The 13755-nt window shown below is 64.7% G+C and carries 15 protein-coding genes; 8 read left to right on the plus strand and 7 right to left on the minus strand.

Annotation, left to right across the window (positions count from 1 at the left end):
• Positions 1-105 precede the first annotated feature (105 nt).
• From ASE44_RS02095 to ASE44_RS02105, 4 genes are all read right to left on the minus strand, one after another.
• Positions 106-1197 (minus strand): DUF262 domain-containing protein, encoded by a 1092-nt coding sequence (locus ASE44_RS02095; protein ID WP_056776936.1) that lies wholly within the window; start codon positions 1195-1197, stop codon positions 106-108.
• Positions 1197-1943 carry a hypothetical protein gene (locus tag ASE44_RS18400; protein ID WP_157579757.1) on the minus strand — a complete coding sequence of 249 codons (747 nt, stop codon included), beginning with the start codon at positions 1941-1943 and terminating at the stop codon, positions 1197-1199. The genes ASE44_RS02095 and ASE44_RS18400 overlap by 1 nt, the downstream gene beginning before the upstream one ends.
• A 390-nt stretch (positions 1944-2333) precedes the next feature.
• Positions 2334-2894 (minus strand): suppressor of fused domain protein, encoded by a 561-nt coding sequence (locus ASE44_RS02100; RefSeq protein ID WP_056776940.1) that lies wholly within the window; start codon positions 2892-2894, stop codon positions 2334-2336.
• An 82-nt stretch (positions 2895-2976) separates the two neighbouring features.
• Positions 2977-3471, minus strand: a complete 495-nt coding sequence (locus ASE44_RS02105) for a MarR family winged helix-turn-helix transcriptional regulator (RefSeq protein WP_056776942.1) — start codon at positions 3469-3471, stop codon at positions 2977-2979.
• Between the two features lie 164 nt (positions 3472-3635).
• Here ASE44_RS02105 and ASE44_RS02110 point away from each other — a divergent pair, with 164 nt between their 5' ends.
• The 5 genes from ASE44_RS02110 to ASE44_RS02130 all read left to right on the plus strand — a co-directional run bounded on the left by ASE44_RS02110 (position 3636) and on the right by ASE44_RS02130 (position 7757).
• Positions 3636-4442 (plus strand): MBL fold metallo-hydrolase, encoded by an 807-nt coding sequence (locus ASE44_RS02110; RefSeq protein ID WP_056776945.1) that lies wholly within the window; start codon positions 3636-3638, stop codon positions 4440-4442.
• Entirely contained in the window at positions 4433-4855 is a 423-nt protein-coding gene (locus ASE44_RS02115; RefSeq protein ID WP_056776948.1) for a nuclear transport factor 2 family protein, read from the plus strand. Before ASE44_RS02110 ends, ASE44_RS02115 begins: the two co-directional genes overlap by 10 nt.
• A 143-nt stretch (positions 4856-4998) precedes the next feature.
• On the plus strand, positions 4999-5706 hold the full coding sequence (locus tag ASE44_RS02120; protein ID WP_056776951.1) for an MmpS family transport accessory protein: 708 nt from the start codon (positions 4999-5001) through the stop codon (positions 5704-5706).
• A 773-nt stretch (positions 5707-6479) separates the two neighbouring features.
• On the plus strand, positions 6480-6893 hold the full coding sequence (locus ASE44_RS02125; protein WP_056776954.1) for a hypothetical protein: 414 nt from the start codon (positions 6480-6482) through the stop codon (positions 6891-6893).
• Between the two features lie 9 nt (positions 6894-6902).
• On the plus strand, positions 6903-7757 hold the full coding sequence (locus ASE44_RS02130) for a hypothetical protein (RefSeq protein WP_056776956.1): 855 nt from the start codon (positions 6903-6905) through the stop codon (positions 7755-7757).
• 604 nt (positions 7758-8361) lie between these two features.
• Here the strand turns inward: ASE44_RS02130 and ASE44_RS02135 are convergent.
• Together ASE44_RS02135 and ASE44_RS02140 are read right to left on the minus strand one after the other, a co-directional pair.
• Entirely contained in the window at positions 8362-8889 is a 528-nt protein-coding gene (locus ASE44_RS02135) for a hypothetical protein (RefSeq protein ID WP_056776958.1), read from the minus strand.
• A 285-nt stretch (positions 8890-9174) separates the two neighbouring features.
• Positions 9175-9723 carry a TetR/AcrR family transcriptional regulator gene (locus tag ASE44_RS02140; protein ID WP_056776961.1) on the minus strand — a complete coding sequence of 183 codons (549 nt, stop codon included), beginning with the start codon at positions 9721-9723 and terminating at the stop codon, positions 9175-9177.
• An 86-nt stretch (positions 9724-9809) separates the two neighbouring features.
• On the opposite strand from ASE44_RS02140, the gene ASE44_RS02145 reads away from it, so the two are divergent.
• Positions 9810-10733 (plus strand): ketopantoate reductase family protein, encoded by a 924-nt coding sequence (locus tag ASE44_RS02145; RefSeq protein WP_056777130.1) that lies wholly within the window; start codon positions 9810-9812, stop codon positions 10731-10733.
• A gap of 57 nt (positions 10734-10790) precedes the next feature.
• A complete protein-coding gene (locus ASE44_RS02150; RefSeq protein ID WP_056776964.1) occupies positions 10791-11900 on the plus strand; it encodes a DNA alkylation repair protein in 1110 nt (369 codons plus the stop codon).
• Positions 11901-12003: 103 nt separating this feature from the next.
• Here the strand turns inward: ASE44_RS02150 and ASE44_RS02155 are convergent, their stop codons facing one another.
• Positions 12004-12762: a hypothetical protein gene (locus tag ASE44_RS02155; RefSeq protein ID WP_056776966.1), complete on the minus strand. Its 759-nt coding sequence runs from the start codon at positions 12760-12762 to the stop codon at positions 12004-12006.
• 156 nt (positions 12763-12918) lie between these two features.
• On the opposite strand from ASE44_RS02155, the gene ASE44_RS02160 reads away from it, so the two are divergent.
• Positions 12919-13752 carry a CPBP family intramembrane glutamic endopeptidase gene (locus ASE44_RS02160; protein WP_056776968.1) on the plus strand — a complete coding sequence of 278 codons (834 nt, stop codon included), beginning with the start codon at positions 12919-12921 and terminating at the stop codon, positions 13750-13752.
• The last annotated feature ends 3 nt before the right edge of the window (positions 13753-13755 follow it).

Consider the following 13755-nt stretch of genomic DNA (forward strand, 5'->3'; position numbering starts at 1 on the left):
AATCAGAACACAGAGCGAGAGCGAAGTGTCGCGACATCCCGTAGGCGACAATCTCGTATCAGCAGATCAGCCCTTCTGCCGACGCCGCGACGTGCGCCGATAGGGCTACGGATTCACGATTGGACGACTCCCACCGGTTAGCGTGCGCAACAATACCGCATGACGAGCGGCCCTTCGTGCTTTGTCATTTGCACCGCGAATGACGTTTCGAACATACTCGACCGCATCATCAGAAACCTCGACTTCATCGTCTTCAATTCTCGCCAGAATATCGGACTCCAATCTAGCGAGGCGGGTGCGCGCAGGGGCGACGTCTGCTTCATCCAGTTCACTCGACTTCAATGCCCCTGCAATTGCAACGACGAGAGAGTAGTAATCCGACTTGTTCGACCACCTCGACGGCTTGAGCTCTGGCACAATCTGATCGAGGAGAGCAAGCGACTTGGTCAGCCACTTGCGCACTAAGCGCTCTTTCGGAAATTCATCCTCGTAGTCCTCATATTGCTGATAGTAGTTGTCAATGACCGAGGGTTGCCCACCCTGCGGGCCATGCATGACACCAATCATCAACTCCGCCATGAACTCAACGTCGCTCATGCGACGGATAGCATCGGCAGTGATGATACGATTCTCAGCCAGATAGTCACCATGGTCGTCCGCAAGCTTGACTGCGAGCTGTGCAAAAGGCCCGCCGTAAGTGGCATTCCGAAGCTCCTGGGGCTTGAGCGGCGAGGTGAACCTGTTAAGCCGCCTAAACATCTCCTTGATTTCATCCTCATCCTCGGACTCGAGGTAGCGCACCGCAAGTTGATATCGAAAATAGTCCTTCTTCTCCTGTGCAGGGAGTTCCTCGAAAGCCCGTCCGTACCAAGCTGACTCCGCTGGCAGCTTATCCAGCACAAATCGATCAAACTCGATCTGAGCCTCATCGCTGTCTGCGCCGACAAACTGAAGTAGCGACCTTATACGTTGCTGCCCGTCTACGACCGCATACTCAGAGTCACCCTCTTCGTTTGTTGTAATTTGGACGAAAACTTCGGGTACAGGCATCTTCTTTAGAATCGTCTCCACGAGCCAATTCTTCTGCCTCTCCATCCATACCGCGTTTCGCTGGTACGAAGGCCGCAGGGTGAGCGTTCCCTCTAAGTAACGATCCCTAAACCAGGATATGGTCTGCGTGGTACTTTGGAATTGCATCAGGTGGCATCCTTAAGTAGTCGAAGGCGTGTTTTCATTAATCCGTTTGCTTGATAGTGCAGAAGATGCATCTTGGATCGATATAGCCGCGCACTCACGGGTCGCGTGGCAACTTGCGTTCCGGGAAATATCCCGCCGAGGCTACGAAAGGTTTCAAACCAAACTTGCTGCAGGCCTCTCAGTTCGCGGAGGAGTCTGGGTCGATTGACTCCTCGAAAATGAAGTTTTTCGGGATCGAGCCAACCCCAAAATATCTCATCCTTGCGACTATTAAACCATTTCTCAGCATCGCGCGGAACATGATGCCGCACTGGATGCCCCCAGCGAAGAAGTACGTGCCAATATCTGTCAAACAGAGCGGGCGATATGACCACGAAATCTAGGTCAGAGCCCGGCAAGAGGTCTCGCGTGAAGTTTTGGGGAGCGATACTGAATCCGAGTGCAGCAGATCCGACCAGCCCGACCGATTCAGGTTCGGCACCCAACGTCTTCTCGAGGTGCGCGCGGACCGCCAAGAACAGCTCCTCCTCGGTGGAGAACGCAACCGGCAGACGGTCGAAAAGTTGACTCTCGACCAGGTCCATCATCTCAGCGTGAGATGAACAGACCTTTACCGCATCCCTGAACTCCGCAGCAGTAAGTGGCATCGTCAATACCTTCGTCTCGGACAAATAATGATGTTGCCATTCGGAGGTAGTCCGATGGGGTTTGCCATACGTTGTCGAGCTTACGGCCATGAGCAACATCTATCTACCGTCATACAATACGGACAGCTGACGGTGCTGCACCCGTCTGCTCGCAGTTGAAGAAAGGTCCGGACCGGGGAGGACGATAGGGGAACGCGACCGAAAGTACCCAACTCGCGATGCCCCACCGACGCGGGTCAGCGGAGCCCGGCTGCGACTAACTGGACCAGTCCGGTCCGTTCGAGTGGCACCTGTCGGCCATAGTTCGGAGAGGGCCCCGGACGCGCCGCCGTTATAGCACGTAGGTTGCAGTTTGCACCGCGACGCTCTCCGCGGCACATCCGCCCTGTGTACCCAACGCGTTGATTACCAGGCTGCTACCCGCTGTCGCTGAGGGTTGTCCACTGTACTCTGCGCCTCGGCGATTCGGGGTTGCACACCGCTCCAGCCCTACAATTGCTCCCCTCGCTCCACATCCAACAACGCATCCACCGACCCCACCTCGGCAATGAGCGCATCCCACCCACGCTCCCCCGCGACCGCGGCCTCGCCGTCCGTGAGCAACCGCAGCGTCCGGACGTGTCCGACCACCTGGCCGGCCTCGTTCCGGATGTCGTCGAACGACGCTCCCCAGCGCGACGGCGTCACCAGAAGCGCAGAGATGGCTGTCCCATTGAGGAACGGCGTGCCGTTGCGCCACGGCGCGAGCACCGGCGGCACCCGGCGGTTGGTCGCGATCTCGTTGATCACGATCCGCAGCGCGACCATCGCGGCACCCTGCTGGCCATCGACGATCTCCACCGCGAGCTCGATTCGCTCACCGGAGTCGGTTTCGAGCCGGGACACCCCGGACGTGAGTATCGTCACCGGCCCGTTCTCAGGCCGCTTCTCGATCACCATCACCGACCCACCGATGCGGTCCTTGAACACCACCGGGTCCAAGCCGAGGGCATCGAAGATGTGGAGCGGGAAGGCGTTTTCGCCCGGGACGAGAGGGACATCGCTACTCATGCGGCGAGCCTAACCAAGCAGGTGATCGACGAGCCAGAGGGCAGGCACCGAAACCGGCGGATCACACACGAGCCGACGCGCCCTACGGCATCACCGGCAGAGCCCCCGAGGCGTGCTTGCTCAACAGCTTCACCGACTCCTCGAAAACCGCACGGTTCTCGGCCGGCAGGACGGACAGCAGCAGCCGCTCGATGTTCCGAGCATGCATACCAGCAGCCTCGACGACCGCCCGCTCACCCTCCGCCGTCAGCTCGATGAGCTGCACCCGGCCATCCTCGGCAGAGGCCCGGCGACTCACCAGCCCCTGCTCGGCGGCACGATGCACAAGCCGCGTCGCCCCACCGGACGTGACGACCTTCGCCTGCGCGATGTCACGCACCGACAGCCCGCCGGCACCGGCACGGCCGACGATCACCAACAGCTCGAACAGCGAATGGCTGAGGCCGGTCTGCTCCTCGAGCTCCTTGCCCAGCAGGTACTCGAGGCCGTTCGCCGCGCCCAGCAGACGACCGAACACCAGGATGCGCGCATCACTCGCCGCCTCCTTCGCCGAAGCGAACTCGTTCTCAGTCGTCACGTCTCCACAGTAGACGCCGGGGACAGGCCACCGACGGGCCGCGAGATCTTCGTCCGAGGATCGGGAATAGCTGACGAGTCAGCTTTTGTTGTACCGTCATGTACGCCGCACCGCGGCATCGACTCGGGCGCACCGAGCCTCGTCCAACCGAAGGATCCACCACCATGACGCTCAACTTCGACGTCTTCGATCTCGACTTCCCCGCGGGTTCGAAGAACAAGTCCGCCGTCCTCGTGACCGGCGAAACCGAGGCACTCCTCGTCGACGCCGGCTTCACCCGCGCCGACGGCCACCGCCTCGTCGCGGCCATCCTCGACTCCGGCAAGACGCTCACCACGGTGTTCGTCAGTCACGCCGACCCCGACTTCTCCTTCGGCTTGGAGGTCGTCGCGGACGCCTTCCCCGACGCAGCTCTCGTCGCCACCCCCATCGTCATCGAACACATCAACGCGTCGTTCGACGGCAAGCTGACCGCGTGGGCCTCCCTCGGCGCGAACCTGCCCACCCGGCTCGTCCCCCTCACCCCGCTCAGCGGCGACGCACTCGTGGTCGATGGTCAGCGCCTCGAACTCAAGGGCGCTTCAGCCGCCCTCCCGGACCGCCAGTACCTCTGGAACGCCGAGCACCGGGCCATCCTCGGTGGCGTCCTCCTCTTCCAGCAGGAGCACGTGTGGACCGCAGACACGGCGACGCCGGAACTCCGCGCAGCGTGGATCGAGCTCCTCGACGAGATGCAGGCCCTCGACCCGCAGCTCGTGATCGCCGGGCACCGCCTCCCCGACACCGCGAACGACGCGACCGCCATCGACTACACGCGCTCGTACCTGCAGGCGTTCGAGACGATCGTCGCGGCGTCCGCCGATGGCGCGGCCGCGACGCAGTCGCTCGTCGAGCAGTACCCGTCCTCGGGCATGCTCATCGCCGCCCAGATCGGACCGAAGGTCGCGAAGGGTGAGATGACATGGGGCTGAACGACACCACCACGACCGAGCCGTCCGCGGCACCACGGGACGTCGTACGGAGGCAGTACCTCGCCTCCGCCGCCGGTGACCTCGACGCACTGCGCGCGACCCTCGCGCCAGACGTCGAGTGGACCGAGATGGCCGGCTTCCCGCTCGCCGGCACGTACCGGACGCCGGAGGGCGTCACCAGCAACGTGATGGAACGACTCGGCGCAGACTGGGCCGACTGGACCGCGCACGACGACACCTACGTGGTCGACGGCGAGAACGTCGTGGTGCTCGCCCGATACACGGCGACGCACCGCGGCACGGGCAAGGAGCTGAACGCCCGGGTGGCCCACCACTTCGTCGTCCGCGGTGGGCTCATCGTGCGCTTCGAGCAGTTCGTCGACACGGCACTCGTCGACGACGCGAGCAAGTAGCGACGAGCGCTGGTCAGCGGAGGGGCGGGGCGGACAGGCCCCGCCCCTTCGCTGGCGGCATGGGCCGCGAACCGAAGACGGCAGTGATCCACGGCGTCGACCTCGGTACGGTGGAACCAACGCCGCAGAGAGGTCCCCCGCGCATGTCGTCTTCGAACCAGCCGCCCGCCCAGAACCAGCCCTACCCGCTCCCCGTGCCGGGCCCGGCTCCCGTCAAGACCGGCAAGCGCGGCAACGGACTCGGCATCGCCGCTCTCATCATCGGCGGGTTCGCGCTCATCGGTGCGTTCATCCCGATCCTCAACTACATCGCCGGGTTCGTGGGACTCGTCGGCCTCGTGCTCGGCATCGTCGCCCTGTGCCTGAAGAACCGGAAGAAGGGCTTCGCCGTCGCCGGCACGATCGTCTCGGCTATCGCGATCATCCTGAGCATCATCCTCGCGATCACCTACACGGCCGGGTTCGCCGGGCTGGTCAGCGACGCTGTGAAGACCGCGAAAGCAGAATCATCCGAGGCTGCCAATAAGGAGATCTCCGTCGTCTACGAGGTCAACGGCACCGCCACCGACGCTTCGATCACCTACTCCACCTACACGGCCGGCACCAACGGCACGGAGCAGGCGACCGGGCACGCGCTCCCCTTCATCAAGGAACTCACCGTCACAGCGGGGAGCGACACCGACTTCACCGCGTTCTCACTCATCGCGACCAACGGCGCCGAGGACACCGGCTCCGTCAGCTGCAAGATCACCGTCGATGGCGACGTGGTCGCGGAGCAGACCTCCACGGGCGCGTATGCGTCGGTGTCATGCTCCGCGTCTGGTGTGGATGGGGTGACGGAAAACAAATAGGCGGGCGAGGCATCGTCTGACCACGAGCGCGGCAAACGCACGACTCATCATCGTGAGGTCGCGCGCCGCGCGACACCACTTGAGCGCACGACTGAAAATCGTGAGGTCACGGGATCGACGCCCGCCTGAGCCATAAGGATGATCGTTACAGTCATCCCAGAGACCCTCGCCTAGCTTCTACATAGCGGGGTCTCACTTTGTCCCACCGAGGGTGCTTTTCTTGCGTGGCTTCCGCGGCTAGCAACGGTTCACTTGCACGTCGTCGCCGAGCGAGTGAGCCTCTTTGGAGGGCTGGTCACGAGCTCTCTGCACCAGCTCATGGGATACTTGGGCGATCTGGGGCCGGTTGGGTGAATAACACGACCCGCTCCAGCTCTGTGCACGCGTGCCGGCGCTTGGTATCTCGACAGACCTTATCGTTGCGGCCCACGTCACCCTGGGCTACTAGACGAGAGCGTCGCCTCGGCGGGCAAAATAAAAGCGGGATACGCGCAATGCGATCCCGCTGTTTACCCGAACTTTCAAGTGATCCCACCCGCTGCCTCGACTCCCAGAAGTGATCACTCCGCCCGCTTGCGCGAGGGGGATATTTTCCGCGGTATCGGCCAACAGTTGCGTCTACCAAGGGTAAACCGCTTCTCTACTCTGTAGAACGGCCCGGTATGAAGTTCGATCTGATCGTACCACAACTGGCCAGCACACGCGCCCGGGCCACGCCTTGCGGCTGACCCGTCGCAACTAAGCTGTCACGTACCCAGAGAGAGGGGCCAAGCATGGAGTCACCCGAGTTGCTCGACGCAATCCGCCGGATCGTCGAGGAGGACTGGTCAACGAACAAGCTCCCAGTCCTGCTCTCCAAGCTCCCCAAAAGGATCGACAGCTTGTGGCCGGGCGAGGACTACAGAGGAGCTCTCGGGCGCAAGAACTTGAAGGGGTTCTTGCAGGAGAACGCGACAGTGGCCGGCCTACGTCTGGTGCAAGACAGAGCACACTCTGCTCGCGTAGGTCTGATTCCGCTCAACGAGGAGTATGAGTTCCCCGCGCTCCCCGCCGCGCCACCCAGCGGCATCACTCCTGACGATGCGCGCGCGTTCGCCAGGGTGATCGAAAGCATGACCGCAGAGGAAAAGCAAACCGTGGCGTTTCCTGCCAGCTTCGTGGCCCGCCTCCTTGCCGCGACGCGGTAGGCACGACGAGTGCACCTCCTCGCGGTCCTCGTGGTGACGAACGAGGCTCTCGTCAAGACCCTCGAGCGGCCTCGTACCAACATCAGCGAAGCGATTCTTCGGAATGCCAAGATACCTGGCTCTAATGAGTTGACGGCGATTGCCTTCAATCCCGCAAAGCAGCGCATCCCGTTTGTCGATTACCTGAGTAACGCCATGGGCGTGGTAGACAATAGGCCGATGGACGCAGTCTTTGACGGTGTGGTGATGCTGTTCGACAACACCACAGCCCAGGATGTCGCCGGGATCCGCGATGGAGTTTTTGCCAGCCAGCTCGACGCGGCGGCCTACATCGAGGATCGCGAGAGCTTCCTGATACGCGCCTTTGGCCGCCTCCTGACAAACTTTGCGGTCTTGATGCGCACAACGAGCGACAAAACGCGAATGGAAGCCGCCATTCTGCCGGGGAAGAATTTCGACTCTGCTGTCTTCAGGCGATTCATGCACTTGTGCCAAGCAGACGCAATGGCGGTTGACTTCCAAGATCGCGTGGTTCCTGCCCTGACCGATGTAACGAAGCTTCGCGGCCCGCGGCGGCGGTCTAAGTACCCAACGAAGTACTTCAAAGACGAACGGCCGTCTTGCTATCAGTACGGTCCGGAGAAGCACTCCTGGTTCGAGACAGGCGGTGAGCACTCCTCCGTATGCACGATTCGCGGCATGTTCCGGCTGGGCATTCCACTCGAAGCGCAGCGCCACTTCAATGTGACGGATGTCACTGAGAACGTCCGAATCTCGGGATCGTTCCAGACGTGCCATGACTCGTGGCTGATTGCATCGGACCGTACCCATCTGAACATGTTCAGCAACGATTTCGCGAAGTGACGCTCGAGACGCAATCTCGTTCCGCAACAAACCGTTCAGCACGGGTCCACATCTGGGCAGTCGGCAAGGAACCAGCACGACTTCAGCGGAATCACGCGGCAAACGCGCGCTCGTGAGCGCCCGTCGATCCGGCACATACAACTGAACATCATGAGGTCAGAACGGGGTCTCCCAGGCGCGGCTGAGCGACAGACCAGTCCCGACGACGATGGTCGCACTCGCTCCTTTGGTCAACGCGATGAGTAGGGCAGCCTGAGCCGCGGACCAGGGCCACCCAGCACACACGGCCACTAGAACCGCGATATCTACGAGCAGGAGCGCTGTGGCGATCAACGCCGCGGGTTCGACCTCCAGTACCGGGCGGTGAACCGGATAGGACTCCTGACAGCTGCCCTCGAAGAAGGCTCGAGCAATAGAACCACCGTCACGGAAAGAGTGTCGACGGCGAAGAGCACCCAGAGGATCGGTAGCCGGATAAACATGTGTCACTGAGGCCATGTCAGCCCTTCGACGAGCCCAGGGACCGGGAGTCGACGGGTCTCGGAACGCCCTGCGGCACCCTCGCGGGCCGGCGGAGACACGGGCTCGGCGACCGCCAGTCCACTCACATCGAGAGGCGGCGGACCAGCTCCTCGACGGTGGAGAACTCGATCGTCTCGCCACCCTCTTCGTCATCGTCGTCGGCCTCGACCTCGACGGCCTCGAACGCGAGGTCGGCGTCGAGCTGCACGAGCACCGAGCTGTCGGGGAACTGCTTCGGCGCGTCGAACGACAGCAGCACGGCGTCGATGAAGACGATCACGGAGCGCAGCACGAGGTCTTCGCGCAGCTCGGCGGTCTCGACGACCTCGTCCAGCTCGTCGGACTCTTCGATCTCCGACACCACGCGGTCGAGCAGCACCTTCCACTCCGGCTTCGGCGTTGAGAGGACCCGCTGCGCCAAGTCGGCGAGCGCCGCCGGCTCCGGCTCGACTTCCTGCTCCTCGGGCTCGGGGTCGACGTTGAGCATGACCTCGGCGTCGATCGCGTCGAAGCGGGCGAGCCCGTAGACGAACGTGTCCTCCACCTCGGGCGAGGCGACGAGGCCCCGACGCGTGAGTTCTTCCGCCAGGGCAGTCAGCGATGCAGTCATGCGCGCCAGGCTATCGCGCCCGGGTGAACGGAGCTGGAACGTGCCATCGCGCTGAGTTGCCCGGATGTGTCCGAAACCCCAGCCACCGTGAGTTGCCCGCACCTGTGCCGATCGGGGCGAGTTTGGAACACATCGGGCGACTCAGCACAGTGGTGACGCCCGCGCGCGCTACGTCGCCCAGAAGGGTAGTGACGAGGATGGATCAGACCGGGACTGATTCTTCACGACCGAGCAGGTCGGCACGAGTCCTTGCCGAAGAAGCCTCACCCACCTGCGTTCGTGGGATCAGTGTTCTCGGAGTCCGGCGAGCAGGAGTTCGACGGCTGCGCGCGCCTCTGACGCCCAGAGGGGGCGATCGATCGTAGACGAGATGCCGTGGAGCACGATCATGACCGCCCCGACAGGCGTGCCGGGGCGGATGGCGCCATCGGCGGCCGCTCGCTCCAGGAGGTCGGCGACGGCACGTTCGACTGCGATGCCGCCGTCGGCCAGTACTGCAGGGTCTGTAGTCGCTGCCAGGGCGCGGGCGAGACCGGTGTGGGCGAGCACGTACTCGACGAATCCGCGGAGGAACATGTCGAGGTTCACCCCCGGAGACCGCGACGGGTCATTTGCCTGGTCGCAGAGTGCGGCGACCTCGCCCTCGTACACTGCGGCGGCCAGCGCGTCACGGGTAGGGAAGTGTCTGTAGAGGGTTTCAACCCCCACGCCGGCGCGCGCCGCGAAGTCATCGAAGCGCAATTGCTCGTCCCGGTCGAAGACATCACGCGCAGCGGCCACGATCGCGTCCCGATTGCGGCGGGCGTCCGCTCTCAGTGCTCGGATCTCGGCCATGGCGACACCTTTCGTTGACAATTGGAGATCGTCTCCATATCTACTCACAAATGGAGACAAGCTCCATTTTACGGAAGGGGCACCAATTGCGCATCTTGATGTTCGGCCGAGGGGTGATCGCGACGCTGTACGGTCGGGTGTTTCAGGCGGCCGGCCACGACGTCGAGTTCTACGTGCGTCCGGGGCGCGCCGCGGAGTACGGCGACGAGGTGCAGCTGGACTGGATCGATGCGCGCCGGAAACCGTTCGGCCGGCGGATTCGTGAGTCGTTCCGGACGCCGTTTCGGGAAGCCCTCGACCCGGCAGATGGATTCGACCTGATCGTGCTGAGCGTCGGACACCATCGTCTCGCGGAGGCGACCGCGTTCTTGGCTCCCCGCATCGGAGACGCGACAGTGTTGGTGTTCGGCAATGTCTGGGAGGAGCCACTGACCGCAGTCGCGCCGCTCTCGGCCGAGCAAGTCGTGTTCGGGTTCCCTGGTAGTGGCGGCGGCTTCGGGGACGACGGGGTACTGAGTGGCGCAATGCTGCCCTCGGTCATCATCGGTACGCCGAATGTCTCGCCCAGCCGGAGGGAGCAGGAAGTCCTCCTAGCCTTCCGGCGAGCTGGCCTCGCCGTTCGGCAGGAAAAGGACATCCGAGGGTGGCTGTGGTTGCACTTCATCGCCGACGCCGGCATGTTCGATCAGGCGATCCGGAGCGGGTCGCTGGCGAACATGACGGGCGACCGGCGAGCATTCCGCGACGCTTTCCTGACGACCCGTGAGCTGCTGCCCGTTCTTGAGGCTCGAGGCGTCGACCTCCGATTGCACCGCAACGCGACGCTGCCGTTTCGGCTGCCTGGCCTGATCGCTACGGCCTCCGCATGGGCGACGAGGCTGATTCCGATGGCCAGCCGGAGCCTCGCAGCACACACGGATCCGCACACACCGGAAGCCTCAGCGGTCCTCGAAGACACGCGGCGCGAGACGCGCCGCCTGAATATCAGCACCCCTCGCCTCGAACGCTAGCAACCTGAACTCTTCCCGACGGGCACACCTGTCAGCGGCACACGCCATGATCGCCGTATGCCCTTCGCAGACGAGCTCCTCGGCGCCGCCGTCGCCCGCACCCTCACCCGCTCGCTGCGGGAGGCCGCGCCGGGCAGCCCGTTCGACGCCACGGCCCACGCAGCCGAGCGGCTCGACGGCCTCGCCCTCCGGGAGCGCGCCGATCTGCTCCGCGACGCTCTCCTCGCGGACGTCCCCGGCGACTACGCGACGCTCGCCGGTGTCGTCCGCACCGCCCAAGCCTTGGACCCCGCGTTCACCGGCTGGCTCATCTGGCCCGTGACGAGCGCGGTCGCGGCCCGCGGGGTGGAGGAAGGGACGCCCGAGGCCTTCGACGACGCCATGCGGCTCCTCGCCGAACTCACCGACCGTCTCAGCGCCGAGTTCGCCATCCGCACCCTGCTCCGCCACGACCTCGACCGTGCACTCGCCATCGTCCTCGACTGGACCACCTCCGACAACGAACACGTCCGTCGGCTCGCGAGCGAGGGCACCCGCCCCTACCTGCCGTGGGCCGTGCGCGTTCGGGAGATCGTGGGGAACCCGGGCGTCACCGTCCCGATCCTCGACGCTCTCTACCGCGACCCGAGCGAGTACGTGCGCCGGTCGGTCGCCAACCACCTCAACGACCTCAGCCGCGACGACCCCGAGCTCGTCGTCGCGACCGCCGACCGCTGGCTCTCCGACCCCGACGTCAACACTCCGGCGCTCGTCCGCCACGCGCTCCGCACGCTCGTGAAGCGCGGCAACCCGGGTGCCCTCGCGGCCCTCGGCTTCGGAGCGGCGATGACGGAGGTCGAAGGCTTCGCGGTCGACAGCGCCCACATCCCGTTCGGCGGAACCGTCCGATTCGTCGCGACCGTGCGCAACACCGGCGCCGAGACCGCCCGCCTCGCGATCGACTACGTCGTGCACCACCAGAAGGCGAACGGCTCACAGACGACGAAGACGTTCAAGCTCACGACGACCGAGCTGGCCCCCGGCGAGCACATCCTGCTCTCCCGCGAACACTCGTTCCGAGCGATCACCACCCGCCGCTACCACCCGGGAGCCCACGGCATCGCGCTGCAGGTGAACGGGATCGCGACCGAGCCGCTGACGTTCGAGCTGCTGCCGCCGGTGGAATGAGGCGGGCGTCGCCACGGCAGACCGCCGGTCCCTGAGCCTGTCGAAGGGCGCACTTCGACAAGCCCAGTGACCGGAGGGACCTCAGTGACCGGTGGGAGCTCGGCTACTCAGCGACCTTGTCGACGGCCGCCTGCGTGAGCTGCGCGAGCTCGTCGGGAGTCACGCTGCCGGCCAGCACGCCGACGGAGACGAGCGCTCCTTCGCCCGCGACGAGGTACATCTGAATGGACGTCGTCACGACGTAGCCGGTCGACGCGGACAGCGTGTAGCCCTTCACCGCACCGTCGACCCCGGTCACGTCGACCGGCTCCCACTCGATCAAGATCGTCTCGCCGTTGACCATCCGCTCCGTCTGCTCACCGAAGCACGCGGAGACGGCGGCGTCGGCCGTTTCAAGCAACGCCTCCGAATCGTCCGACGAGACCAGGGACTCGGAGAACACCGTCCTTGCGCGCTCGAAGGAGACCGTGGGTGGTTCCTCGGTTCCGAGGACGCTTGCCAGGTTGCCCTGGCAGACGGTCGTCTCGGCTTTGTCGGTCGAGGTCTCCGGCTCACTCGAGTCCGTCGGCTGCAGAGCCCATCCCCCGGTGGGAAGGTCGTCGATGGTCAGCAGCTTCGACGCCACGTCGACCGTCGGGGTCTCGGATGGCTCGACGGCCGCAGAGGGGGCGGCGGCATCCGGCGCGGACTGGGCGAACGGAAGGGTCGCGCAACCCGACATCGCCACAGCCAGGAGCGCACCCGTGGTCACCGCGCCGAACCGACGAGCTCGGGACGACCTGCTCACGCCTCGGCCCGACCCGACACCACGCACGCGCGCACCGGCCGAAGCGGTGGACTGGTTCCGACGTGTGATCTGCATGGCTGCTCCTCTAGTTGACCCGACACTCGCACGGTACCGAGCGCCGATCCGCGGGGCGATGGGCAGCGCTGCCCATGCATCGGCTGGGGCGAGCCGCTTCACACCCGACCGCGTTCAGTAGCCATGCCATTCGGAATACATGTGTGTTCTTTCGGCATGCGCTCTCTCCCTGTCTCCCCCTCGGCGCCGGCCCCCTCAACCGAGGAACAACAGCCCGGCGACCAGCCCACCGCGAGCTGGCACCTGCGCGCTCCGTGGTTCGCCGCCATCGCTTTCTCGCTCGTCCCCGTGGTGTTCACGGCCGGAGCATCGGCTGCGGCACAACTGTCCGGGGCGACAGAGCCGGGCTCGGCACTCATCCTCGCCGCGGGGGCAGCCGCCTCTGCGATCCTCGGCCTGGTCGTCATGCGCCTGTCGCCGCCTCGAGTCCACGACTACGGCTTCCGGCGTCCGCGGCGAGCGCGCGCCGCACTCTGGTTCGTCCCGGCCGTCGCGACGGTCCTGATCATCCTCGGCACCCAGGGCGTCCGGGTCGACGCACCGACCCTCGCTGCCTACGCCGTGCTCGTGGTCGCTGTCGCGCTGAACGAGGAGACGTGGTTCCGCGGGATCGTGTTCGCGATCCTCCGCGCGCGGAGCACTCGGTCCGCGATCGTCGGGACTTCCGTCCTGTTCGGCGTCCTGCACCTGGCGAACCTCGCAGGCGGCGCTGACCTCGGCTCCTCCATCCTGCAGGTGGCGTTCGCGGCCCTCTTCGGTCTCGTCGCTGCGCAACTCCTGGTCCTCACCGGCAGCCTGTGGCCCGCGATCGCCTGGCACGCCGCCTGGAACTTCGTCACCTTCATCGGCGGCGACGCGACCGACACCCGATCGCTCATCGGACTCGGCGCCGCCTGCCTCGTCATGCTCGGCTACGCGGTGTTCCTCGGTCGGCGGACGCCATCGAGGCCGAGCGGAACAGCAGCGACCGGCTCCCCAGCCCTACCCTGAGAA

Source organism: Plantibacter sp. Leaf1, assembly GCF_001421315.1.
GTDB lineage: Bacteria > Actinomycetota > Actinomycetes > Actinomycetales > Microbacteriaceae > Plantibacter.

Excerpts from the sequence above, each read along its gene's own strand:
- ASE44_RS02155 (WP_056776966.1), bottom strand. The coding sequence starts at position 12,762 with ATGCAGATCACACGTCGGAACCAGTCCACCGCTTCGGCCGGTGCGCGC.
- ASE44_RS02120 (WP_056776951.1), top strand. The coding sequence starts at position 4,999 with ATGTCGTCTTCGAACCAGCCGCCCGCCCAGAACCAGCCCTACCCGCTC.
- ASE44_RS02140 (WP_056776961.1), bottom strand. The coding sequence starts at position 9,723 with ATGGCCGAGATCCGAGCACTGAGAGCGGACGCCCGCCGCAATCGGGAC.
- ASE44_RS02160 (WP_056776968.1), top strand. The coding sequence starts at position 12,919 with ATGCGCTCTCTCCCTGTCTCCCCCTCGGCGCCGGCCCCCTCAACCGAG.
- ASE44_RS02095 (WP_056776936.1), bottom strand. The coding sequence starts at position 1,197 with ATGCAATTCCAAAGTACCACGCAGACCATATCCTGGTTTAGGGATCGT.
- ASE44_RS02150 (WP_056776964.1), top strand. The coding sequence starts at position 10,791 with ATGCCCTTCGCAGACGAGCTCCTCGGCGCCGCCGTCGCCCGCACCCTC.
- ASE44_RS02125 (WP_056776954.1), top strand. The coding sequence starts at position 6,480 with ATGGAGTCACCCGAGTTGCTCGACGCAATCCGCCGGATCGTCGAGGAG.
- ASE44_RS02135 (WP_056776958.1), bottom strand. The coding sequence starts at position 8,889 with ATGACTGCATCGCTGACTGCCCTGGCGGAAGAACTCACGCGTCGGGGC.
- ASE44_RS02115 (WP_056776948.1), top strand. The coding sequence starts at position 4,433 with ATGGGGCTGAACGACACCACCACGACCGAGCCGTCCGCGGCACCACGG.
- ASE44_RS02110 (WP_056776945.1), top strand. The coding sequence starts at position 3,636 with ATGACGCTCAACTTCGACGTCTTCGATCTCGACTTCCCCGCGGGTTCG.
- ASE44_RS18400 (WP_157579757.1), bottom strand. The coding sequence starts at position 1,943 with ATGTTGCTCATGGCCGTAAGCTCGACAACGTATGGCAAACCCCATCGG.
- ASE44_RS02100 (WP_056776940.1), bottom strand. The coding sequence starts at position 2,894 with ATGAGTAGCGATGTCCCTCTCGTCCCGGGCGAAAACGCCTTCCCGCTC.